The organism is Xanthomonas nasturtii (genome assembly GCF_001660815.1).
Classification (GTDB): Bacteria; Pseudomonadota; Gammaproteobacteria; order Xanthomonadales; family Xanthomonadaceae; genus Xanthomonas; species Xanthomonas nasturtii.
Genome location: NZ_LYMI01000023.1, coordinates 1 through 21541, shown reverse-complemented (window position 1 = coordinate 21541; position 21541 = coordinate 1). Strand labels below are relative to the sequence as shown.

Sequence of the window (21541 nt, the reverse complement as noted above, 5' to 3'; positions counted from 1 at the left end):
AGCTTAGCGCAATTAAGCGAATCGAGGCTGGGAATGCTCAGGTTCCATGCGAACAATGCGAAGTACCGGCCTGCAACGGCCGATGTCCTTCCTATCAGCGAGCCCTGCAATGAGCGAATCCGTCCCCCGCGTCTGCCTGTTGATCGATGGCGAGTTGGTGGTGTCCGCCAGCACGCAGTGGCAGGACGTGGTCAACCCGGCCGATCAATCGGTGCTGGCGCAGGTGCCGTTCGCCACCACCGCCGAAGTGGACGCGGCAGTGGCTGCGGCCAGCCGCGCCTTCGTCAGCTGGCGCAAGACGCCGATCGGCACGCGTGCGCGCATCTTTCTGAAGTACCAGCAGCTGATTCGCGAGCACCTGCCCGAGCTGGCCGCGCTGCTGAGCGCCGAGCAGGGCAAGACCCTGGCCGATGCCGAAGGCGATGTATTCCGCGGGCTGGAAGTGGTGGAGCATGCCGCGGCGATCGGCAACCTGCAGCTGGGCGAGTTGGCCAACAACGTCGCCAATGGCGTGGACACCTACAGCCTGGTGCAGCCGTTGGGCGTGTGCGCAGGCATCACCCCGTTCAACTTCCCGGCGATGATTCCGCTGTGGATGTTCCCGATGGCCATCGCCACCGGCAACACCTTCGTGCTCAAGCCGTCCGAGCAGGACCCGATGGTGACCATGCGCTTGGTGGAACTTGCGCTGGAAGCGGGCATCCCCAAGGGGGTGCTCAACGTCGTGCATGGCGGCGAAGATGTGGTCAATGCGCTGTGCGATCACCCCGACATCAAGGCGCTGTCGTTCGTCGGCTCCACCAAGGTGGGCACGCATGTCTATCGCCGCGCCTCGCTGGCCGGCAAGCGCGTGCAATGCATGATGGGCGCCAAGAATCATGCTGTGGTGCTGCCGGACGCCAACCAGGAGCAGACCCTCAATGCGATGGTCGGCGCCGCGTTCGGTGCTGCCGGCCAGCGCTGCATGGCCGCGTCCACGCTGGTGCTGGTGGGTGAAGCGCGCGCGTGGATTCCGCAGCTGGTGGCCAAGGCCAAGGGCTTGAAGATCGGCGCCGGCAATGCGCCGGGCACCGAGGTTGGCCCGCTGATTTCCTGCGCTGCGCGTGAGCGGGTGGAAGGCTTGATCGCCTCCGGCGTGGAGCAGGGCGCCACACTGGAGCTGGACGGCCGCGCCCCACAGGTGCCGGGGTTCGAGCAGGGCAACTTTGTCGGCCCGACCATCTTCTCCGGCGTCAAACCCGGCATGCGCATCTATGACGAAGAAATCTTCGGGCCGGTGCTGGTGATTCTGGAAGCCGCCACGCTGGACGAAGCCATCGCGTTGGTCAACGCCAATCCCAACGGCAACGGCACGGCGTTGTTCACCCAATCCGGTGCGGCCGCGCGGCGTTTCCAGGAAGACATCGACGTGGGCCAGGTCGGCATCAACGTGCCGATTCCGGTGCCGGTGCCGCTGTTTTCGTTCACCGGTTCGCGTGCGTCCAAGCTCGGTGACCTGGGCCCGTACGGCAAGCAGGTGGTGATGTTCTACACCCAGACCAAGACCGTGACCGCGCGCTGGTTCGACGACGAAACGCTGGGCCACGGCGTCAACACCACCATTTCTCTCAAGTGACCCGATCGCCATGAATGCAGCCATCCAGCTACACCCCAACGCGGCCGATCTGAACGACGAGCAGGAAGCCTTCCGCGCGGCCGCCCGCGACTTCGCCGATAAGGAGCTTGCCCCGCACGCGGCGCAATGGGACGCAGAAAGCCACTTCCCGCGCGAGGCGATCGCCAAGGCCGCAGAGCTCGGTTTCTGCGGGTTGTACACCGATGAAGGTGTGGGCGGCCTGGGCATGCGCCGGCTCGATGCAGCGGTGGTGTTCGAAGAGCTCGCCACGGTCGATCCGTCCACCTCGGCCTTCATCAGCATCCACAACATGGCCACCTGGCTGATTGCCAGCTACGGCACCGATGCGGTGCGCGCGCAGTGGGGCGAGGCGATGACCAGCGGCGCCAAGCTGGGTTCGTACTGCCTGACCGAGCCGGGCAGCGGCTCGGACGCGGCATCGCTGAAATCGCGCGCGCAGCGCGATGGCGACAGCTATGTGCTCAACGGCAGCAAGGCCTTCATTTCCGGCGCCGGTGCCACCGATGTGCTGGTGGTGATGGCGCGCACCGGCGACGACGGCGCGCGCGGCATCAGTGCCTTCGTGGTGCCGGCCGATGCGCCCGGCATCAGCTACGGCCGCAAGGAAGAAAAGATGGGCTGGAACAGCCAGCCCACGCGCGGTGTGACCTTCACCGATGTGCGCATTCCGGCCGAAAATCTGCTCGGCAAGGAAGGCGAAGGCTTCAAGATGGCGATGAAGGCGCTGGACGGTGGCCGTATCAATATCGCTGCCTGCTCGCTGGGCGCAGCCCAGGGCGCGCTGGACGCTGCACGGCGCTACATGGGCGAGCGCCGCCAGTTCGGCAAGAAACTGGCCGATTTCCAGGCGCTGCAGTTCAAGCTGGCCGACATGGCCACGCAACTGGTGGCCGCGCGACAGATGGTGCATACCGCCGCACGCAAGCTCGATGCCGGCAGTCACGATGCCACGGTGTGGTGCGCAATGGCCAAGCGCTTCGCCACTGACGCCGGCTTTGCCATTTGCGACGACGCCTTGCAGATCCATGGTGGCTACGGCTACATCCGCGAATATCCGATCGAGCGCCTGCTGCGCGACAGCCGCGTGCATCGCATCCTGGAAGGCACGAACGAAGTGATGCGCATGATCGTGGCGCGTCACCTGCTCAACGGCGAGGAGGAACTGCGATGAGCCACGCTGCAACCGGCACTTGGGAAGGCCGCCTGCATACCGGCCTGCATGTGGAGCGCGATGGCCACGTTGCCATCGTCACCTTGAGCAACCCGCCGGCCAACACCTGGACCGTGCACAGCCTGGCAGCCCTGCGCGACCTGGTGCGCGCACTGGATGCCGACCGCAGCATCTACGCACTGGTGATCACCGGCGAAGGCGAGAAATTCTTCAGCGCCGGTGCCGACCTCAAGCAATTTGCCGATGGCGACAAGGCCAACGCGCGTGAAGCTGCGCGCCGCTTCGGCGAAGCCTTCGAAGCCTTGAGCGCCTTCCGCGGCGTCTCGATCGCCGCCATCAACGGCTATGCGATGGGCGGCGGGTTGGAGTGCGCCCTGGCCTGCGATCTGCGCATCGCCGAGCAACACGCACAGCTCGCCTTGCCCGAGGCCAGCGTCGGCCTGCTGCCGTGTGCGGGCGGTACCCAGAACCTGCCGCGCCTGGTTGGCGAGGGCTGGGCCAAGCGCATGATCCTGCTCGGCGAGCGTGTCGATGCCGCCACCGCGCAGCGCATTGGTCTGGTGGAAGAGGTGGTCGGCAAGGGCGAATCGCGTGCGCTGGCGGTTGCCTGGGCGCAGCGTGCCGGCAAGCAAAGCCCGGCCAGTGTGGCGGCCTGCAAACGGCTGGTGCAGTCCACGCGCCACGGCACCCATGCCGCTGCGCTGATTGCAGAGCGCGAAGCGTTCGTCGACCTGTTCGAGCAGGCCGATCAGGCCGATCAGGCCGAAGGCGTGGCTGCATTTCTGGAAAAGCGCGCACCGCAATGGAGCAATCGCTGATGGCGGACGTCAACGCTTTCGACGAGGCGCCGGTGCTGTTCGAGCAGCGCGATTGCGCCGACGGGCATCGCATCGGCATCGCCACTTTGAATGCGCCCAAGACGCTCAATGGCCTGTCGCTGCAGATGGTGCGGCTGCTGGATGCGCAGCTGCGCACCTGGGCCGAGGATGCGCATATCGCCTGCGTGGTGTTGCGGGGTGCCGGCGACAAGGCATTCTGCGCCGGTGGCGATTTGCATGGCCTGTACCAGAGCATGCGTGCGCATCGCGATGCGGTGCCCGACGCTGCAACGCGACGTGCCCAGCCGCAGGCCAATGCACATGCTGGCGCGTTCTTCGAAGAGGAATACCGGCTCGACCACCGCATCCACACCTACCCCAGGCCGCTGCTGTGCTGGGGCCACGGCATCGTGATGGGCGGTGGCATCGGCCTGATGTCCGGTGCCAGCCATCGCGTGGTCACCGAGCGCTCGCGCCTGGCCATGCCGGAAATCAGCGTCGGCTTGTTTCCCGATGTGGGCGGTAGTTGGTTGCTGCGTCGCGTCCCGCATGGCGCCGGCCTGTTTCTGGCGCTCACTGGCGCGTCGCTGGATGCCAGCGATGCGATCTACGCAGGGCTGGCGGACGTGCGCCTGGAGCACGCGCACTATGCAGCCGTGCTGGATGCGCTGAGCGCGCACGCCTGGACAGGCAATGCCGAAGACGATCGTCATCAATTCAGTGCGTTCCTGCATGGCATCGCGCAACCGCTGGAGCCGGGCCCGCTGCAGCTGCATGCGGCTTTGATTGCGCAACTGGTATCCGGCGACACGCTGGAGCAAGTGGTTGCTGCGATTTCTGCCCTGCACAGCGGAGACAACTGGCTGCAGGCCGCGCGCGCGACCCTGGCGGCCGGCGCTCCGGGCTCGGCGCGGCTGGCCTGGGAGCTGCAGCGCCATCCGGGCACCACGACGCTGGCCGACGCCTTCCGTACCGAGTATGTGGTTGCGCTGCACGTCGCGGCGCACGGTGACTTTGCCGAAGGCATCCGCGCGCTGTTGGTCGACAAGGATCGCCAACCGCAGTGGCAGCCAGCGTCGCTGGAAGCGGCCGATGCGCAGTGGGCTGCAGACTATTTCGTTGCGCCCTGGCCGCCGGCACAGCACCCGCTTGCCGATCTGGCGGCAGATGGGCGAGCGGCGCGCTGAGTGGTGGCAAGGTGCGGGATCGGGCAAGTGCTGGCGCACCCTGCTCGGCGATTGCCATGTACACGCCGACGTCGCCACGGCTGACATGTGCGGCCACAGCGATGCGCTTGAGCAGCCCGTGGTGACCGCAACACCCTGTTATTGATCGTTCCAACCTGGAAACCGACACCATGAGCAACATCGCATTTATCGGCCTGGGCAATATGGGTGGGCCCATGGCCGCCAACCTGATCAAGGCCGGGCATCAGCTGCGGGTGTTCGATCTAACGCACGCAGCGCTGGACGCTGCCGCAGCTGCCGGCGCACACGCCGCCAGCGCCGCGCACGACACCCTGGCCGATGCCGAGATCGTCATTTCGATGCTGCCTGCGAGTCGCCACGTCGAAGGCTTGTACCTGGGCGAATCCGGCATCCTGGCGCAGATTCCGCACGGTGCGCTGGTCATCGACTGCAGCACCATCGCGCCGCTGTCTGCGCGCAAGGTGGCCGATGCGGCCAGGGCGCGCGGCCTGGCGATGCTGGACGCCCCGGTGTCCGGCGGCACCGCCGGCGCCGCCGCCGGCACGCTGACCTTCATCGTCGGTGGCGGCGCCGATGCATTGGAGCGCGCGCGTCCGGTGCTGCAGGCAATGGGCAAGAATATCTTTCATGTCGGCGACAACGGCGCCGGGCAGGTTGCCAAACTGTGCAACAACATGGCCTTGGGCGTGATCATGGCCGCCACCGGCGAAGCGTTGGCGCTGGGCGTCGCACAGGGATTGGACCCGGCGGTGTTGTCGCAGATGATGGCGGTCAGCACCGGGCGCAGCTGGGCGACGGAAGTGTGCAACCCATGGCCCGGCGTGCTGCCGAATGCCCCGGCATCGCGCGGCTACAGCGGTGGCTTCGGTAACGATCTGATGCTCAAGGACCTGGGTCTGGTTGCCGAGTCGGCGGTGCAGGCCGGCGTGTCGATTCCGCTCGGTGAACTGGCGCGCAACCTGTATGCGATGAACAGCCACGCTGGCAATGGCGCACTGGATTTTTCCAGCGTGGTCAAGCTGGTCGCCAAGGTCTGAGCGGCGAACCGGGCCGCGCCGCTTATCCAGAGTTCGGCGTTGCGCATGGTGAGAGGCGCCGGATCACGTTATGCCTGCGCCTTCATCAACACCGGAACGAGCCCCCCATGCATAAGTAGCTGGTTGTCGGCCAGTGGTGCGCCTGTAGGCATTTTTCCCGCAAATCGCGCAAGCGCTGCGCGTCTCCGGCCAATGGCACGGCGCGCGTGATGTGATGTCATCACGCACAGGTGTAATAGTCTCCGCCATCGCGGGCGCATAAGGTGCGCGCATCGCAGCAGACCACGACATCCATGGGACACGATCACAACCACGCACCCAGCGAAATCCGCCACGAAGCCCCGTTGTGGTGGGCGCTCGGCTTGACCGCGACATTCCTGCTGGCGGAAGTCATCGGCGCGTTCGTGACCAACAGCCTGGCGCTGCTGTCCGACGCCGCGCATATGGCTACCGACACCGTGGGCCTGATGATCGCGCTGGTCGCGGTGCGCCTGAGCCGGCGCCCGGCCGATGCGCGCCGCACCTATGGCTACGTGCGGCTTGAAGCGCTTGGCGCGCTGGCCAATGGCGCGCTGTTGTTCGCGGTTGGCGCCTACATCCTGTGGGAAGCCGCGCAGCGCTTCCGCGCACCGCAGGATATTTCGTCCAGCGGCATGCTGCTGATCGCCGGCTTCGGCCTGGTGATCAATCTGATCGCGATGAAGCTGCTGCATGCCGGCAGCGGCGAAAGCCTCAACGTCAAGGGCGCCTATCTGGAAGTCTGGAGCGACATGCTCGGCTCGGTGGCGGTGATCATCGGCGCGCTGCTGATCCGCTGGACAGGCTGGCAATGGATCGACCCGGTGCTGGCCGTGCTGATCGGCCTGTGGGTGCTGCCGCGCACCTGGGTGCTGCTGCGCGAAGCGATCAACGTGTTGCTCGAAGGCGTCCCCAAAGGCATCGACCTGGCCCAGGTGCAGCAGGCACTCGCCAGCCATCCAGGCGTCGAAGACGTGCACGACCTGCACGTATGGGCATTGGCCTCCAGCACACCCGCGCTCACCGCGCACGTCGTGGTCAACGAAACCACCGACCGCGACCGCCTGCGCGACGCGCTCGGCACCTTGCTGCACGACCGCTTCGACATCGCCCACGTCACCCTGCAGGTGGAAAGCGGTGACTGTGGCACCGTGCCCTGCGGCACCCCAACGCCCACTGCAGCGGCTGCACATGACACCCACCACGGGCATGCGCATACGCATGGTGGGCATGCCCACCACTAACGTCTCTCGGTGCAAGTGATCGGTTGACTTGGCTTCGCCTTGCAGGACCGACCGATGAAGATGGCCGCGTCCGCACGCAGCAGTGATGCGACTGCTGGCAATGACGTAGTGATGATTCCCGGCGTCTGCACGCTGGGGCCTTGATCCAAAAAGAAGGCTGCCAACGGCGTCTTTGCTGAGATCGAAACGCTGCCGGGTGCGGGAGCCGCCGCCTTACACCGCCGCTTCCCGCAACAGCGGTGAATCCCAGCCCGGGCGCGGTGCGAAGCGCTCGCCGTAGCGTGCGTGCAGCGCCTGCAGACGTTCCAGCAGCGCGTCGGCGCCGACGCTGCGGATGTGCTGGATCGGGCCGCCACGGAAGGGCGCAAAGCCGGTGCCGAAGATCACGCCGGCATCGAGCAGGTCCGCGTCGGCCACCACGCCGTCGTGCAGGCATGCCACCGCTTCGTTGAGTAACGGCAGGATCAGGCGGTCTTCCAGATCCGCAGGTGCGGTGTAGCCACTGGCCACCTCGGGTTTGACCGCGCGGCCATTCTCCCATTTGTACAGGCCCTGGCCGTCTTTCTTGCCGCGCTTGCCGGGCTCCACCGTTGCCAACGCGGCAGGAATCGGCAAGTGCAGAAACGGTGCGAGCTCTGCGCCCACACCGGCGGCGACATCCAGGCCAACGGTGTCGATCAACTCGATCGGCCCCATCGGCATGCCGAACTTCACCGCCGTCTTGTCCAGCACCGGGCCGGGGATGCCTTCGGCATACGCGGTGGCCGCTTCGAGCAGGTAAGGGAACAGCACGCGGTTGACCAGGAACCCGGGCGTGCCCGCCACCGGGACCGGGAACTTGTCCAGCGCCTTGCAGAACGCCGCCAGGCGCGCCACGTTGGCCGCATCCAGGCCGTCGTGCTGCACGATTTCCACCAGCGGCATCATCGCCACCGGGTTGAAGTAATGCAGGCCGGCGAACTGCGCCGGGCGCTGGATATGCCCGCGTAGCTCGGTCAGCGGAATCGAAGACGTATTGGTCGTCAGCAATGCATCGGGCTTGAGCTGCGGCTCGATCGATTGATACAGATCGCGCTTGGCCTGCGGGTTCTCGATGATCGCCTCGATCACCAGATCGGCCTGCGCCACGCCCGCGCCGGGCAGATCGCCACGCAAGCGTGCCGCCACCGCTGGCCGCTTGGCGTCGTCCTTGACGCGCTTGGCGAACAGCTCGCCGCCGCGCGTGAGCGCGGTCTCGATAAAGCGCTGCTCGCGATCCTGCAAGGTGACCTCAAAGCCCTTGTAGGCCGCCCACGCCGCGATGTCACCGCCCATCACGCCGGCGCCGATCACATGCACATGGCGAATCGGCGGGGCAGCGTTCGCGCCCGCATCCTTGCCGCCCAGCGCTTTCAAACGTTCGGTGAGGAAGAAGATGCGGATCAGGTTGCGTGCGGTCGGTGTACTGGCGAGTTTGACCACCGCCTTGCGCTCGGCCGCAAGGCGCGCCTGGATGCCGCTGCCGCCAGCACGTTCCCACACGTTGATCAAGGCGTATGGCGCCGGGTAGTGCTCCTTGCGCGCCTTGCGTGCAACCTGTTTGCGCATCTGCGGCGCCAGCAGCTTGCGGGCCAGTAGCGTATTGGTGGCCCACGCGGTCGCACGTTGCTTGAACGGGCGCATGGTGCCGTTCAAGGCCAATGCAGCGGCGACATCGACCAGTACCGCCGCCGCGGCGACCTTGTCGATCAGCCCCATCGCCCGCGCGGCCTTGGCCGAAACGGTGCGGCCGGTGAGCATCAGATCCATCGCTGCCGGCGCACCGATCAGGCGCGGCAAGCGGGCGCTGCCGCCCCAGCCGGGGAAGATGCCGAGCTTGGTTTCCGGCAGGCCGATGCGCGTGCTGGCGTCGTCGGACGCCACGCGGTACCGGCATGCCAGGGCAATCTCGGTGCCGCCGCCCATGCAGAAACCGTGGATCGCCGCCACCGTGGGGCAGGGCAGTTCGGCCAGTTTCTGGAAGACCTGCTGGCCGCGATGGATCGCATCGTTGACCGTGCCCTTGCGGTCGAATTCCTGGAATTCCTTCAGGTCGGCACCGGCGATGAAGCCGTTGGGCTTGGCCGAGCGCAGCACCACGCCCTTGGGCGGGTCCAGCGCCAGCCGCTCGACCAGTGCGCCCAGCTCCAGCAGCACCTCCTGCGAAAATGCGTTGACCGATGCGCCCTGGCGATCAAGGCTGAGCACGACCACGCCGTCCTCGCGCGCATCGGCCTGCCAATGGCTGAATCGGAGCCCGTCGAAACCTGGAAGCATGCGTCTGGCCGTCCGGCGATAGAAGGAAAGGTCGTTATCATCCAGAGGTTGTTTCCATCACGTCAAATACCCATACCTGTCGACAGGGGGATACGCGCCTTGCGCGCGGCCTCGCCGGCGGCGCATCGGTGCCGCTACCCTGATGCGTGACGGTCGTGCGGATCGGTATGAACTTTTCTTTTCAATGGCGGTCTCATTGCCCGACTTCGGTGGGCTGACAGGAGTGCGGCCCGACATGGCCGAAGTCGATACACCTCAGGAGCTGGACCTGGAACTGGTCCGGCGTGTGCAGCGCGGCGAGAGCGCGTCGTTCGATGTGCTGGTGCGCAAATACCAGCACCGGATCGTCGCGTTGATCGGGCGCTACATCGCCGACTGGAGCGAATGTCAGGACGTGGCCCAGGACACCTTTGTGCGCGCGTACCGCGCGATCAACAGTTTCCGCGGCGACTCCCAGTTCTATACGTGGCTGCACCGTATTGCCGTCAACACTGCCAAGAACCATCTGGTTGCGCACAACCGCCGCCCGCCCACCGACGACATCGAGATCAGCGATGCCGAACAGTTCGATGGAGCGACCCGTTTGCGCGACAACGACACCCCGGAGCGCGAATTGATGCGACAGGAGCTGGAACAAACGGTGATGCGCGCGGTCCAAGCCCTGCCGGAAGAACTACGGTCGGCCATCACCCTGCGCGAGGTGGAGGGGCTGAGTTACGAGGACATCGCGCGAAAGATGGATTGTCCGGTCGGAACGGTGCGCTCGCGCATCTTCCGGGCGCGCGAGGCCATCGACATCGAGCTGCGGCCTCTGCTGGAGACCGAAAGCGCCACCCGTGAGCGACACCGTGTATGAGCCATAACCCTGCCATGTCCACCACCGACAAGTTCGAACTTCACTATCGCCAGCAGCTGTCTGCGTTGGTCGACGGCGAATTGAGCGCAGACGAGTCGCGCTTCCTGTTGCGCCGTCTGGCCCACGATGAAGAACTGGCTGGCTGCCACGAGCGCTGGCAGCTGTGCGGCGACGTGCTGCGCGGTGCGGCCAGTGCGCCGGCACCGCTGGATTTCGCGGCGCGTGTGCGCAGCGCGATTGCCGATGAGCCCGCTCCGCAAGCGCAGCCCGCGGCCCGCCCGGGCGCACGCTGGCGCTGGGGGGGGGGCGCGGCGATTGCTGCCTCGGTCGCGGCGATCGCATTGTTCATGGCGCGCGAGCGTCTACCCGAAACCCCCGCACCTGCTGCCGACGCGCCGGTGTACGCCAGCGCGGCGCAGCGTCCGCCGGCCTCGCAGCAACCGCAGGCTCCCGTTGCGCCGAAGGCGCCGGCCGCCCCGGTTCCGGGCACGCCTGACGAGGTCGTTGCACTGGCTGCCGCTGTTCCTGCCGCTGCGCTGGCCTCCACCCGCCGCGGCGCGGCAACGCGTCATCAGCAAGTCGCACGCAGCGCCGCCGCGCGCCAGCAACAGGCGCCGACCCGCATGGTCGCCACGGCACCACCGGCACCGTTGCCAGCGGCGGCTGCAGCCGCAGTGGCGGTAGCGCCGTCCAACCCGTTCACGCATCCGGACACCACACTGCAGGCCCGCCCGTGGCCGCGTGCGGCCTTGTCCGGGGCTGGCGACAGTCCGCTCAATGCCAGTTTCCGCCAGAGCCGCCCGGGCACGACGTTCTATCCGTTCGAGCCTGCGCCGCAGACGGTCGCCAGCCCGGCGCCGAACCGGCCGTTGCCGGTGCAGGTTCCGCAAGACTGATCCGGCGGCCGACCTTCATCCTTTCGGCCCCCTTCCTTTCGTTATCGTGCCAAGCCCGCGTTGCGACGCGGGTTGCGGCTCCTGTCGCCCTGCCATCGGAGGCAACCTGATGAACCAACGCATCCGCACCCAGATGTTCGGCCTGATCGCCATGACCCTGCCGCTGGCCGCCTGCGCGCAGCAGCCGGCACCTGCTGCCAAAGACGTTGCGCCGATCGCGGCCAACCGTAGCGCCACGCCGGCGCCGCAGTTGGTGGCGGGGCTGCCGGACTTCACCAACCTGGTCGAACAGGTTGGGCCGGGCGTGGTCAATATCGAAACCACCATCACCCGCAAGGACGCCATGGCGCGTCAGCAGCGCAGTGGCCCAGGTGGGCGTGGCGGCGGTGCGATGCCCGACGATGAGATGCCGGAATTCTTCAAGCGTTTCTTCGGTCCGGATTTCCAGATGCCGGGTGGGCCGCGTCAGGGGCCGGGTGGTCCGGGGCAGGGCGATGACGACGGCGGCATTGCCGGCAAGTCGATGGGTTCGGGCTTCATCATTTCGGCCGATGGCTATGTGCTGACCAACCATCACGTGGTCGATGGCGCCAGCGAAGTCACCGTCAAGCTGACCGACCGCCGCGAGTTCAAGGCCAAGGTGGTGGGCAGCGACGAGCAATTCGACGTGGCGCTGCTGAAGATCGAGGCCAAGGGTCTGCCGACAGTACGCCTGGGCGACTCCAACACGCTCAAGCCGGGCCAGTGGGTAGTGGCGATCGGTTCACCGTTCGGCCTGGACCACTCGGTGACCGCCGGCATCGTCAGCGCCACCGGGCGCAGCAATCCGTATGCCGATCAGCGCTATGTGCCCTTCATCCAGACCGACGTGGCGATCAACCAGGGCAACTCCGGCGGCCCGCTGCTCAATACGCGCGGCGAAGTGGTTGGCATCAATTCGCAGATCTTCTCCGCCTCCGGCGGCTACATGGGCATTAGCTTTGCGATCCCGATCGACCTGGCCTTCAGCGCCGCCGAGCAGATCAAGGCCACCGGCCATGTGCGTCGCGGCATGCTGGGCGTGCAGGTTGGTGCGATCGACTCGCTGAAGGCGCAGGGCCTGGGCTTGCCGGATACCCGCGGCGCGCTGGTCAACGATATTCCCGCCAACAGCCCGGCAGCCAAGGCCGGTATCGAAGTGGGCGATGTGATCCGCGCGGTCAACGGCAAGCCGATCGATGTGGCCAGCGATCTGCCGCCGATGATCGGGTTGATGGCGCCGGGCACCAAGGTGAGCCTGGATGTCCTGCGCGACGGCAAACCGCGCAAGGTGACGGTCACCCTGGCAACGCTGGACACTCCGGACGGCAGCGCCGCGCCGCGCACCGCCGCCGATGAGGCCAAGCCCAGCGCCCCGGCCAGCGTGGAATTGCTCGGCCTGCAGGTGGCCGACCTGACTGCTGCCGAACGCAGCCGCCTGGGCCTGGAAGCGGGCGAGGGCGTGCGAATTGTCGCGGTCACCGGTGCGGCAGCACGCAGCACCCAGCCGCCGCTGTCGCCGGGCCTGATCATCGCCCGCGTCGGCCGTACCAAGGTCGGCAGCGTCGCCGAGCTCAACCGCGCCCTGTCCAGCTACAAGAAGGGCGACGTGGTCATGCTGCTGGTCACCGACGGCAAGGCGACCAGTTATGTGGCCTTGAAGGCCGGCGGCTAACGGAGGGAATCGGGAATCGGGAATGGCAAGAGCGGCTCCGCGAGGCGATAGCCCGCCTGGCTTTTGCGATTCCCGAATCCCGATTCCCCAATCCCCCGGCCCCAAGGGGGCCGGCCGTGCGATAATGCTGCGTTACCCTGACGACGGCACCGCCGGCGCCCACCTCAATGTCCTCTGATTCAATGCGGAACATCCGCAACTTCTCCATCATTGCCCACGTTGACCACGGGAAATCCACCCTGGCCGACCGGATCATCCAACTGTGCGGCGGCCTGCAGGCGCGCGAGATGGAGGCCCAGGTGCTCGACTCCAACCCGATCGAGCGCGAACGCGGCATCACCATCAAGGCGCAGTCGGTGTCCTTGCCGTACACGGCAAAGGACGGGCAGGTCTACCACCTGAATTTCATCGACACCCCCGGGCACGTGGACTTCTCGTATGAAGTCAGCCGCTCGCTGGCCGCGTGCGAAGGCGCGTTGCTGGTGGTGGATGCCGCCCAGGGCGTGGAAGCGCAATCGGTGGCCAACTGCTACACCGCGGTGGAGCAGGGGCTGGAAGTGGTGCCGGTGCTCAACAAGATCGACCTGCCCACCGCCGATGTCGATCGCGCCAAGGCCGAGATCGAAGCGGTGATCGGCATCGACGCCGAAGACGCGGTGGCGGTCAGCGCCAAGACCGGTCTGAACATCGATCTGGTGCTGGAGGCGATCGTGCATCGCATCCCGCCGCCCAAGCCGCGCGACACCGACAAGCTGCAGGCGCTGATCATCGATTCCTGGTTCGACAACTACCTGGGCGTGGTCTCGCTGGTGCGCGTGATGCAGGGCGAGATCAAGCCGGGCAGCAAGATCCTGGTGATGTCCACCGGCCGCACGCATCTGGTCGACAAGGTCGGCGTGTTCACGCCCAAGCGCAAGGAATTGCCTGCGCTGGGTGCCGGCGAAGTGGGCTGGATCAACGCCTCGATCAAGGACGTGCACGGCGCGCCGGTCGGCGACACCCTGACCCTGGCCGCCGACCCGGCACCGCATGCGCTGCCCGGCTTCCAGGAAATGCAGCCGCGCGTGTTCGCCGGCCTGTTCCCGGTCGATGCCGAAGACTATCCGGACCTGCGCGAAGCGCTGGACAAGCTGCGTTTGAACGACGCGGCGCTGCGCTTCGAGCCGGAAAGCTCCGAGGCGATGGGCTTCGGCTTCCGCTGCGGCTTCCTGGGCATGCTGCACATGGAGATCGTGCAGGAGCGGCTGGAGCGCGAGTACAACCTCAACCTGATCTCGACCGCGCCCACCGTGGTCTATGAGGTGCTCAAGACCGACGGCAGCGTTATCCCGATGGACAACCCGTCCAAGCTGCCGCCGCTCAACAACGTGGAAGAGATTCGCGAACCGATCATTCGCGCCAACATCCTCACCCCGCCCGATTACGTCGGCAACATCATCACCTTGTGCGAAGAAAAGCGCGGCAGCCAGATCGGCATCAACTACCTGGGCAGCCAGGTGCAGATCAGCTACGAGCTGCCGATGGCCGAAGTGGTGCTGGATTTCTTCGACAAGCTCAAGTCGGTCTCGCGCGGTTACGCCTCGCTGGACTATCACTTCCTGCGTTTCGATGCCGGCCCGTTCGTGCGCGTGGACACGCTGATCAACGGCGACAAGGTCGATGCGTTGAGCATCATCGTGCACCGCAGCTACGCTGACAGGCGCGGCCGCGAACTGTGCGAAAAGATGAAGGAATTGATCCCGCGGCAGATGTTCGACGTGGCGATCCAGGCCGCCGTCGGCTCGCAGATCATCTCCCGTTCCACGGTCAAGGCGATGCGCAAGAACGTGTTGGCCAAGTGCTATGGTGGCGATGTTTCGCGCAAGAAAAAGCTGCTGGAAAAGCAGAAAGAAGGCAAGAAGCGCATGAAGCAGGTCGGCCGCGTGGAGATTCCGCAGGAGGCCTTCCTGGCTGTCCTGCAGATGGATAAGTAGCAGGGATTCGGGATTCGTGATTAGGGATTGGTAAAAGCATGCCGGCTCCCGAGTTTTTGCGAATCCCCGATCTCCAATCCCGAATCCCGTTCCGAAGGAACATCAATGAAATGGTTTGAAATCATCCTGGTTGTCCTGACGCTGGGTTCCGGCTTCATCTGGCTGCTGGACAAGCTGTTCCTGGCCAGGCGTCGAGCGGCGCGTGCCGGGTTGCTGGACAGCGAGCCGGCGATCATCGACTACTCGCGCGCCTTTTTCCCGGTGCTGGCGGTGGTGCTGATCCTGCGCAGCTTCGTGGCCGAGCCGTACAAGATTCCGTCCAGTTCGATGATGCCCAATCTGTTGATCGGCGATTTCATCCTGGTCAACAAGTTCGCGTACGGCTTCCGCCTGCCGATCACCAATACCAAGTTCATTCCCACCGGCGAGCCCAAGCGCGGCGACGTGGTGGTGTTCAAGCCGCCGCATGCGCCGGACCAGAACTGGATCAAGCGCGTGGTGGGCCTGCCGGGCGACAAGATCGGCTTCCACGGCGATACGCTGTACATCAACGACAAGCCCATGCGCTACACGGTCAAGGGCGAGTACATCGGCAAGGGCAAGGGCGCCGAGATGACCGGCACCACGCTGCTGGTCGAGGACCTGCCGGGCCGCACGCACACCGTGCTGGAATGGGTGGACCGCAACATGCCGGCCGGGCAGGGCGACTGGACCGTGCCGGCCGCCAGCTATTTCGTGATGGGGGATAATCGCGACAACAGCGAAGACAGCCGGTTCTGGACCCAGACGCACTTCCTGCCGGAAGCCAATCTGCGCGGCAAGGCGTTCTTGATCTGGCTCAATTGCGAAGGGTGGTTCTGCAGGGGGAGTTTCGATCCATCGCGGATCGGGACTGGAATCCAGTAAATGCACGCACGGCGTGCCAGGGGAAGCACAATGAAGCGCAAGCAAAGCGGTATGACGTTGACGTCGTTCGTGGTGGTGCTGGCGGTGGTGGGGTTCGGTCTGTATATCGGGATGAAGCTGTTCCCGATGTATCAGGAGTATTACTCCGTGCGTACTGCCATGAAGGGCCTGGCCAAGGAGCCCGGCAGCGCAACCATGGATCCGTCCAAGTTGCAGGATCTGTTCTTTCGTCGGCTCTATATCAACTACTCGGAAAACGTCAAAAAAGAAGACGTCAAGTTCGAGCGTGTCGATGGCGGCTGGCGCATGAAGGTGAACTACGAAGTGCGCCGCGAATTGATCGGCAATCTGGATATTGTCGGTAAATTCGAAACGTCGCAGGATATGACTGGACGTGGTGTCGAATAGAACCTTCCAGCGCGGTGATCCGATCGGGCATGCCTTTGCCGATCCGGCTCTGCTCGCCCAGGCGCTACGGCATCGCAGCGCCGGGACACCGCATAACGAGCGGCTTGAGTTTCTTGGCGACGGCATTGTCAATCTGCTGATTGCCGAGGCGCTGTATCAGCGCTGGCCCAAGGCCGATGAAGGCGCATTGACCCGCGCGCGCGCCGAGCTGGTGCGCGAAGGGGCGCTGGCGGTGATCGGGCGTACCCTCAGTCTGGGCGAGCGCCTCACGCTTGGGCCAGGCGAATTGAAGTCCGGTGGTCACAGGCGCGATTCGATCCTGGCCGATGCGGTCGAAGCGATCGTTGCAGCCATTTACCTGGACTGTGGGTTCGAGCGCTGCCGTGCGGTGGTGCTGCCCTGGTTCGAAGCCTCGCTGGCAGCATTGCCGGTGGGCAAGGCAGAAAAAGATCCCAAGACCCGGCTGCAGGAATGGCTGCAGGCGCGCCAGCTGCCGCTGCCCAACTATGCTCTGATCAGCGAAAGCGGCGACGAACATGCCAAGCAGTTCCACGTCGCCTGCATTCTGGAGCAGCCCACCGCCCGCGCCGAGGGCCAGGGCACCTCGCGTCGCCTCGCCGAGCAACAGGCGGCGACTCTTGTCATCGCACAACTGGATTCAAACACGTGAGCGAAACATCTTCTCCCCACCGCAGCGGTAGCGTTGCGGTGATCGGCCGGCCCAACGTCGGCAAGTCCACCCTGACCAACGCCCTGGTGGGCGCGAAGGTCAGCATCGTGTCCAACCGGCCGCAGACCACGCGTCATCGATTGCTGGGCATCGCCACCTTCCCGGAAGGCCAGCTGGTGCTGGTCGATACGCCCGGCTTGCACCGCGAGCAGAAGCGCGCGATGAATCGGGTGATGAATCGCGCCGCGCGCGGCTCGCTCGAAGGCGTGGATGCGGCAGTGCTGGTGATCGAAGCTGGCCGTTGGGACGAGGAAGACACGCTGGCGTTCCGCGTGCTCAGCGATGCCGCCGTGCCGGTGGTGCTGGTGGTCAACAAGGTCGACCGGCTCAAGGACAAGACCGCACTGTTCCCGTTTCTGGCCCAGGTCAGCGAGGGCCGCACGTTTGCCGCCGTGCACCCGGTGTCGGCGCTCAAGCGCAAGGGCCTGGAAGCGCTGGTCGGTGACCTGCTCAAGCTGGTGCCCGAAGCCGAGGCAATGTTCGGCGAAGACGAGATCACCGACCGCAGCCAGCGCTTCCTGGCCGGTGAACTGGTGCGCGAGCAGTTGATGCGCCAGCTCGGCGAAGAACTGCCGTACGCCACCACGGTGGAGATCGAGCGCTTTGCCGAAGACGGCGCGTTGCTGCGCATTGGTGCGGTGATCTGGGTCGAACGCGAAGGCCAGAAGGCGATCGTGATCGGCAAGGGCGGCACCCGCCTGAAGGAAATCGGCGGCAAGGCGCGCCTGCAGATGGAGCGGCTGTTCGGTGCCAAGGTGTTCCTGGAAACCTGGGTGCGCGTGCGCGAAGGCTGGTCGGACGACGAGGCCGCGCTGAAGGCGTTCGGGTACGAATGAGGGCGGGACCGGGGATCCTGGACCGGGGGCCGGGGGCCGGGGACCGGGGACCCGGTAAGAGCGCTGGACCGGTCGCCCAAGCTAGGCGGGGAACATCGTTATGGGGCGCCCCCCATGCTGACGGCCTGGCGCGCGGATTTGGCGGATGCGATGGTGTGGCGCATCTTCACTGGTGTGGTGAGCCGCCACTGCTCGTCCTGGCTTGTCCAGGATCCCGGGTCCCCGTTCCCCGGTTCCGGCTCCCCAGGACATGCTGATCGAGCACGAACATGGCTTCGTCCTGCACGTGCGTGCCTGGCGCGAGACCAGTCTGCTGGTGGAAGTGCTGACCGAGCAGCACGGACGGGTGGGACTATTGGCGCGCGGTGTGCATGGCCCGCGCAAGCAGGCGTTGCGCGCTGCCTTGCAGCCATTGCAGCTGATTCAGTTCAGCGCCGTGCAGCGCGGCGAGTTGGCCCAGTTGCGCCAGGCCGAGGCGCTGGATACTGCGCCGCGTCTAATCGGCGAGACCATGCTGGCCGGTTTCTACATCAGCGAGTTGCTGCTGCGGCTCGCCCCGCGTAACGATCCGGTGCCCGAACTGTATGCCTGCTACGCGCAGGCGCGGGCGCACCTCGCGTCCGATCTGCCGTTGGCCTGGGGGCTGCGTCGGTTCGAGCGCGATGTGCTGGAAGGGCTGGGGTTCGCCTTCGATCTGCAGCACGACAGCGACGGGCAGCCGATCGATCCGGCAGCGCGGTATCGCCTGGATCCGCAGGAAGGCGCATTGCGCGTGTTGAGCGAACGCCTGGCGCAGGATCGCCGCGAAACCGTCACCGGTTCGGCGCTGCTGGCGCTGGGCGAGGATGTCATGCCGGCCGCAGACGACATGCCTGGTCTACGGCGTAGCATGCGCAGTGTGCTGCTGCATCATCTGGGCGGGCGCGGGCTGAAGTCCTGGGAAATGCTTGAGGACCTGGCACGCCGGCGCTGATCGGATCAGCCTTGGGCATGCACGCGATGCTGCTGTGAGTGCGCCAGTGCCGTCAGCGCTGCCAGCCGCAAACCTCTCGATCCGAACAACTGCGATGCACGGCATCGAACGCTGTGCCAAGCCCGAATAACACCGATGTAGTGCTTTCAATGCAGCAACGCAGCCACCGCTGCATGGAACTGGGTGCGCGCGGTGCGCGATTGCGGGTCGCCGCGCAGCAGGCGTACCGCACCGGCGAGCCGCGCCGCGCCGACGAAGCCGCAGCTGGCCTGCAGCCGATGCAGATGGTTGCGCAGTGCCTGCTCGTCGCTGATCTGCAGGGCCGAATCCACCGCATCGCGGCTGCCCGGGAGTTCGGCCAGGAACAGCTCGCGCAACGCGTTGAGATGGTGCTGCTGGCCGTTGAGCGCGCTGAGCGCGGCCGCCTCGTCCCAATCGCTGGCGGCGATGTCCAGCACGCTCACCGGCGCCACGCTGTAGCGGCCCCGCGCCAGGCCGCGCCGCACTGCCTGCAGCAGGCGTTCGGAGGTCAGCGGTTTGACCAGGGTTTCCAGAAATCCGTCGGACTGCAGGCCGCGTTGCATCGCCATGGTGATGTCGGCGGTGTGCGCCAGGGCCGGCACGTCCGGGTGCAGCAGGCGCAATGCACGCAGCAACCCGCTGCCGGTGCCATCGGGAAGATTGACGTCGATCAGCCACAGGTCGTGGCGACGTTCGCGCGCGCGGTCGAGTGCGGAAGACAGAGAGTCGGCGCAGTCCACCGTCGCGGGGAGGCCTTCCAGCACAGCCTGCAGGAAGCCTCGGCTGATCGGGTCGTCTTCCACCAGCAAGATGCGTGGGTTGGATTCCTGGCGTGTGGCCATGTTCATGCTGCCTCCTTGTCAGCGATGCTGCGTCCTGATTCGCCGCGCACACCCGGAGTTTGCCTGGGTTTGTGGGGCGCGACAATTGCTGCGCTGCCTGGCGCGGCCTCGGTCGATCGCATCTGCGACAATACGCACCCTTTTTGCCCGCAGCTTGTCGCCACGTGGCCAGAACCAGAAACCGTTTCGACCGTACTCCCTTCCAGACCGCGATTACCGACCTGAGCCATGACGGCCGCGGTGTGGCGCGCCGCGACGGCGAGGGCGGCAAGGTCACCTTCATCAGCGGCGCCCTGCCCGGTGAGCTGGTGCGTGCCGAACCCACTGCCCGCAGCCGACATTTCGATGAAGCCAAGACGGTGGAGGTGCTGGAGGCATCCCCACAACGGGTCACCCCGCGCTGCCCGCATTTCGGCGTCTGCGCCGGCTGCGTGCTGCAGCATCTGGACGAGTCGCAGCAGATCGTGGCCAAACAGCGCGTGCTGATGGACAACCTCGAGCGCATCGGGCACGTCACCCCGCAGGCCGTGCTGCCTGCGCTCAGTGGCGACAACTGGGGCTATCGCCGCAAGGGTCGCTTCTCGGTGCGGCGGGTTGAGAAGAAGGACAAGACGCTGGTCGGTTTCCGCGAACTCGATCCGCGCTTCGTGGCCGATCTGTCGGTCTGCTACACGGTGATCCCGCAGATCGGCGACAAGATTCCGTTGCTGGCCGCGCTGGTCGAGAGCATGGATGGCAAGCGCGACATTCCGCAGATCGAATTCATCGCCGGCGACGAAACGGTAGCGTTGACCATTCGTCACATGCAGCCGCTGAGCGAGCGCGACCAACAGGCCTGGATCGCCTTTGCCCAGGAGCACGGGTTTGCGATCTTTCTGCAGCCCGGCGGGGTGGACAGCGTGCATCCGCTATGGCCGCAGGACGTGCCGTTGTCGTTCCGCCTGCCGCAATGGGATGTGGAGCTGGCGTTCCGGCCGCTGGACTTCATCCAGGTCAACGCCTCGCTCAATCAGAAGATGATCGCGCACGCGCTGGCCTTGCTCGATACCAAACCCGACGACCGTGTGCTGGATCTGTTCTGTGGCCTGGGCAACTTCACCCTGCCGCTGGCGCGCGTGGTGCGCGAGGTGGTGGGGGTGGAAGGCGACGCCGGGCTGGTGGCGCGGGCGAAAGAGAATGCCCGGCGCAATGGTCTGGACAATGCGCAGTTCTACGCTGCCGATCTGACCCAGGATCAGCGCAACGCTTCCTGGATGCGCCAGGGCTTCGACAAGTTGCTGCTGGATCCGCCGCGTTCCGGCGCCCTGGAAGTGCTGCAACAACTGCCGCTGAAAACGTTCGAGCGCATCGTCTATGTGAGTTGCCACCCGGGCTCGTTGGCGCGCGACGCCGGCTATCTGGTCAACGAGCAGGGCTTTACGCTGGTATCGGCCGGCGCGATGGACATGTTCCCGCACACCGCGCACGTGGAAAGCGTTGCGGTGTTCGAGAAGCGCTAGACCTTTTCGTCCGGGCGACGGCAATCCGTCACCCGGACGAGGCGACTTCAGAGCAGCTAACAGAAACGCCTACTCAGCTGCCAGGCGCGCGCGGTCGGGGCTCGGAATCGGCATGTACCACACGTGTCCACTCCGGTCCTGAGCGCGCCGTCCGCACCCACCTGACAACCGCTCGCGATGTTTCGTTAGCTGCTCTCAGTCTTTAGTCGCCCCTGAAAAACCCCCAAACCACATCCATTGCAGGGCGTCCCCCGCGTTTTCGGCGTGCTGGAACTGCCAGTTTTCGTTAATGTACGCACTGGTTTCTGGCAGTTTTCGCCCATGCGCACACGCCGTCCCGCTGCCGATCACTTACCTGCCGATGAGTTGTTTCGTTCGCGTCTGGAAAACCAGATCGACCTGCGCCATCCACTGGTTCAACTAAGCCATCGGCTGCCGTGGAGTGCGTTGGAGCAGGCGCTATCGCCACGATTGCCGGCCA

The 21541-nt window shown here is 65.7% G+C and carries 18 protein-coding genes, 1 other RNA gene and 1 pseudogene; 18 read left to right on the top strand and 2 right to left on the bottom strand.

Annotated elements, in window-relative coordinates:
• Positions 1-109 precede the first annotated feature (109 nt).
• From A7D16_RS09830 to A7D16_RS09805, 6 genes are all read left to right on the top strand, one after another.
• A complete protein-coding gene (locus tag A7D16_RS09830; RefSeq protein ID WP_064632166.1) occupies positions 110-1615 on the top strand; it encodes a CoA-acylating methylmalonate-semialdehyde dehydrogenase in 1506 nt (501 codons plus the stop codon).
• A 10-nt stretch (positions 1616-1625) separates the two neighbouring features.
• The gene (locus tag A7D16_RS09825) at positions 1626-2807 is read left to right on the top strand and encodes an acyl-CoA dehydrogenase family protein (RefSeq protein ID WP_064632164.1); all 1182 of its coding nucleotides are present in this window, start codon (positions 1626-1628) and stop codon (positions 2805-2807) included.
• A complete protein-coding gene (locus A7D16_RS09820; RefSeq protein ID WP_064632162.1) occupies positions 2804-3625 on the top strand; it encodes an enoyl-CoA hydratase in 822 nt (273 codons plus the stop codon). Before A7D16_RS09825 ends, A7D16_RS09820 begins: the two co-directional genes overlap by 4 nt.
• Positions 3625-4812 carry an enoyl-CoA hydratase/isomerase family protein gene (locus tag A7D16_RS09815; protein ID WP_064632389.1) on the top strand — a complete coding sequence of 396 codons (1188 nt, stop codon included), beginning with the start codon at positions 3625-3627 and terminating at the stop codon, positions 4810-4812. Before A7D16_RS09820 ends, A7D16_RS09815 begins: the two co-directional genes overlap by 1 nt.
• A 155-nt stretch (positions 4813-4967) precedes the next feature.
• Positions 4968-5870, top strand: coding sequence for a 3-hydroxyisobutyrate dehydrogenase (gene mmsB / locus A7D16_RS09810; protein WP_193395456.1), 903 nt, complete (start codon positions 4968-4970; stop codon positions 5868-5870).
• 293 nt (positions 5871-6163) lie between these two features.
• Positions 6164-7132, top strand: a complete 969-nt coding sequence (locus A7D16_RS09805; RefSeq protein WP_064632158.1) for a cation diffusion facilitator family transporter — start codon at positions 6164-6166, stop codon at positions 7130-7132.
• 213 nt (positions 7133-7345) lie between these two features.
• Here the strand turns inward: A7D16_RS09805 and A7D16_RS09800 are convergent, their stop codons facing one another.
• Positions 7346-9427: a 3-hydroxyacyl-CoA dehydrogenase NAD-binding domain-containing protein gene (locus tag A7D16_RS09800; RefSeq protein WP_064632156.1), complete on the bottom strand. Its 2082-nt coding sequence runs from the start codon at positions 9425-9427 to the stop codon at positions 7346-7348.
• A 235-nt stretch (positions 9428-9662) separates the two neighbouring features.
• Here A7D16_RS09800 and rpoE point away from each other — a divergent pair, with 235 nt between their 5' ends.
• The 9 genes from rpoE (at position 9663) to recO (ending at position 18698) form a co-directional block, all read left to right on the top strand.
• Positions 9663-10283, top strand: a complete 621-nt coding sequence (rpoE, locus tag A7D16_RS09795) for an RNA polymerase sigma factor RpoE (RefSeq protein WP_064632154.1) — start codon at positions 9663-9665, stop codon at positions 10281-10283.
• Positions 10280-11179 carry a sigma-E factor negative regulatory protein gene (locus tag A7D16_RS09790; protein WP_064632152.1) on the top strand — a complete coding sequence of 300 codons (900 nt, stop codon included), beginning with the start codon at positions 10280-10282 and terminating at the stop codon, positions 11177-11179. The genes rpoE and A7D16_RS09790 overlap by 4 nt, the downstream gene beginning before the upstream one ends.
• A gap of 109 nt (positions 11180-11288) precedes the next feature.
• The gene (locus tag A7D16_RS09785; protein WP_064632150.1) at positions 11289-12872 is read left to right on the top strand and encodes a DegQ family serine endoprotease; all 1584 of its coding nucleotides are present in this window, start codon (positions 11289-11291) and stop codon (positions 12870-12872) included.
• Between the two features lie 182 nt (positions 12873-13054).
• Positions 13055-14845, top strand: coding sequence for a translation elongation factor 4 (lepA, locus tag A7D16_RS09780; protein ID WP_064632148.1), 1791 nt, complete (start codon positions 13055-13057; stop codon positions 14843-14845).
• Positions 14846-14950: 105 nt separating this feature from the next.
• Positions 14951-15751: a signal peptidase I gene (gene lepB, locus A7D16_RS09775; RefSeq protein WP_064632146.1), complete on the top strand. Its 801-nt coding sequence runs from the start codon at positions 14951-14953 to the stop codon at positions 15749-15751.
• Positions 15752-16159: a DUF4845 domain-containing protein gene (locus tag A7D16_RS09770; RefSeq protein ID WP_095522339.1), complete on the top strand. Its 408-nt coding sequence runs from the start codon at positions 15752-15754 to the stop codon at positions 16157-16159.
• Positions 16149-16829: a ribonuclease III gene (gene rnc / locus A7D16_RS09765; RefSeq protein ID WP_064632387.1), complete on the top strand. Its 681-nt coding sequence runs from the start codon at positions 16149-16151 to the stop codon at positions 16827-16829. Before A7D16_RS09770 ends, rnc begins: the two co-directional genes overlap by 11 nt.
• Positions 16826-17725: a GTPase Era gene (gene era / locus A7D16_RS09760; RefSeq protein ID WP_064632140.1), complete on the top strand. Its 900-nt coding sequence runs from the start codon at positions 16826-16828 to the stop codon at positions 17723-17725. Before rnc ends, era begins: the two co-directional genes overlap by 4 nt.
• A 250-nt stretch (positions 17726-17975) precedes the next feature.
• Positions 17976-18698 (top strand): DNA repair protein RecO, encoded by a 723-nt coding sequence (gene recO, locus A7D16_RS09755; protein ID WP_064632137.1) that lies wholly within the window; start codon positions 17976-17978, stop codon positions 18696-18698.
• 146 nt (positions 18699-18844) lie between these two features.
• Here the strand turns inward: recO and A7D16_RS09750 are convergent, their stop codons facing one another.
• On the bottom strand, positions 18845-19567 hold the full coding sequence (locus A7D16_RS09750) for a response regulator (protein WP_064632134.1): 723 nt from the start codon (positions 19565-19567) through the stop codon (positions 18845-18847).
• Positions 19568-19725: 158 nt separating this feature from the next.
• Between A7D16_RS09750 and rlmD the strand changes: the two genes are divergently transcribed.
• The 3 genes and pseudogenes from rlmD to A7D16_RS21495 form a co-directional block, all read left to right on the top strand.
• A complete protein-coding gene (gene rlmD / locus A7D16_RS09745) occupies positions 19726-21060 on the top strand; it encodes a 23S rRNA (uracil(1939)-C(5))-methyltransferase RlmD (protein WP_064632131.1) in 1335 nt (444 codons plus the stop codon).
• Between the two features lie 112 nt (positions 21061-21172).
• Positions 21173-21251: non-coding RNA, sX9 sRNA (locus A7D16_RS09740), on the top strand.
• 130 nt (positions 21252-21381) lie between these two features.
• Positions 21382-21541: pseudogene (locus A7D16_RS21495) on the top strand (IS5/IS1182 family transposase); the annotation flags it as partial.

Coding starts and splice junctions, on each gene's coding strand:
- A7D16_RS09830 (WP_064632166.1), top strand. CDS start 110: ATGAGCGAATCCGTCCCCCGCGTCTGCCTGTTGATCGATGGCGAGTTG.
- A7D16_RS09825 (WP_064632164.1), top strand. CDS start 1,626: ATGAATGCAGCCATCCAGCTACACCCCAACGCGGCCGATCTGAACGAC.
- A7D16_RS09820 (WP_064632162.1), top strand. CDS start 2,804: ATGAGCCACGCTGCAACCGGCACTTGGGAAGGCCGCCTGCATACCGGC.
- A7D16_RS09815 (WP_064632389.1), top strand. CDS start 3,625: ATGGCGGACGTCAACGCTTTCGACGAGGCGCCGGTGCTGTTCGAGCAG.
- A7D16_RS09805 (WP_064632158.1), top strand. CDS start 6,164: ATGGGACACGATCACAACCACGCACCCAGCGAAATCCGCCACGAAGCC.
- A7D16_RS09800 (WP_064632156.1), bottom strand. CDS start 9,427: ATGCTTCCAGGTTTCGACGGGCTCCGATTCAGCCATTGGCAGGCCGAT.
- rpoE (WP_064632154.1), top strand. CDS start 9,663: ATGGCCGAAGTCGATACACCTCAGGAGCTGGACCTGGAACTGGTCCGG.
- A7D16_RS09790 (WP_064632152.1), top strand. CDS start 10,280: ATGAGCCATAACCCTGCCATGTCCACCACCGACAAGTTCGAACTTCAC.
- A7D16_RS09785 (WP_064632150.1), top strand. CDS start 11,289: ATGAACCAACGCATCCGCACCCAGATGTTCGGCCTGATCGCCATGACC.
- lepA (WP_064632148.1), top strand. CDS start 13,055: ATGCGGAACATCCGCAACTTCTCCATCATTGCCCACGTTGACCACGGG.
- lepB (WP_064632146.1), top strand. CDS start 14,951: ATGAAATGGTTTGAAATCATCCTGGTTGTCCTGACGCTGGGTTCCGGC.
- A7D16_RS09770 (WP_095522339.1), top strand. CDS start 15,752: ATGCACGCACGGCGTGCCAGGGGAAGCACAATGAAGCGCAAGCAAAGC.
- recO (WP_064632137.1), top strand. CDS start 17,976: ATGCTGATCGAGCACGAACATGGCTTCGTCCTGCACGTGCGTGCCTGG.
- A7D16_RS09750 (WP_064632134.1), bottom strand. CDS start 19,567: ATGAACATGGCCACACGCCAGGAATCCAACCCACGCATCTTGCTGGTG.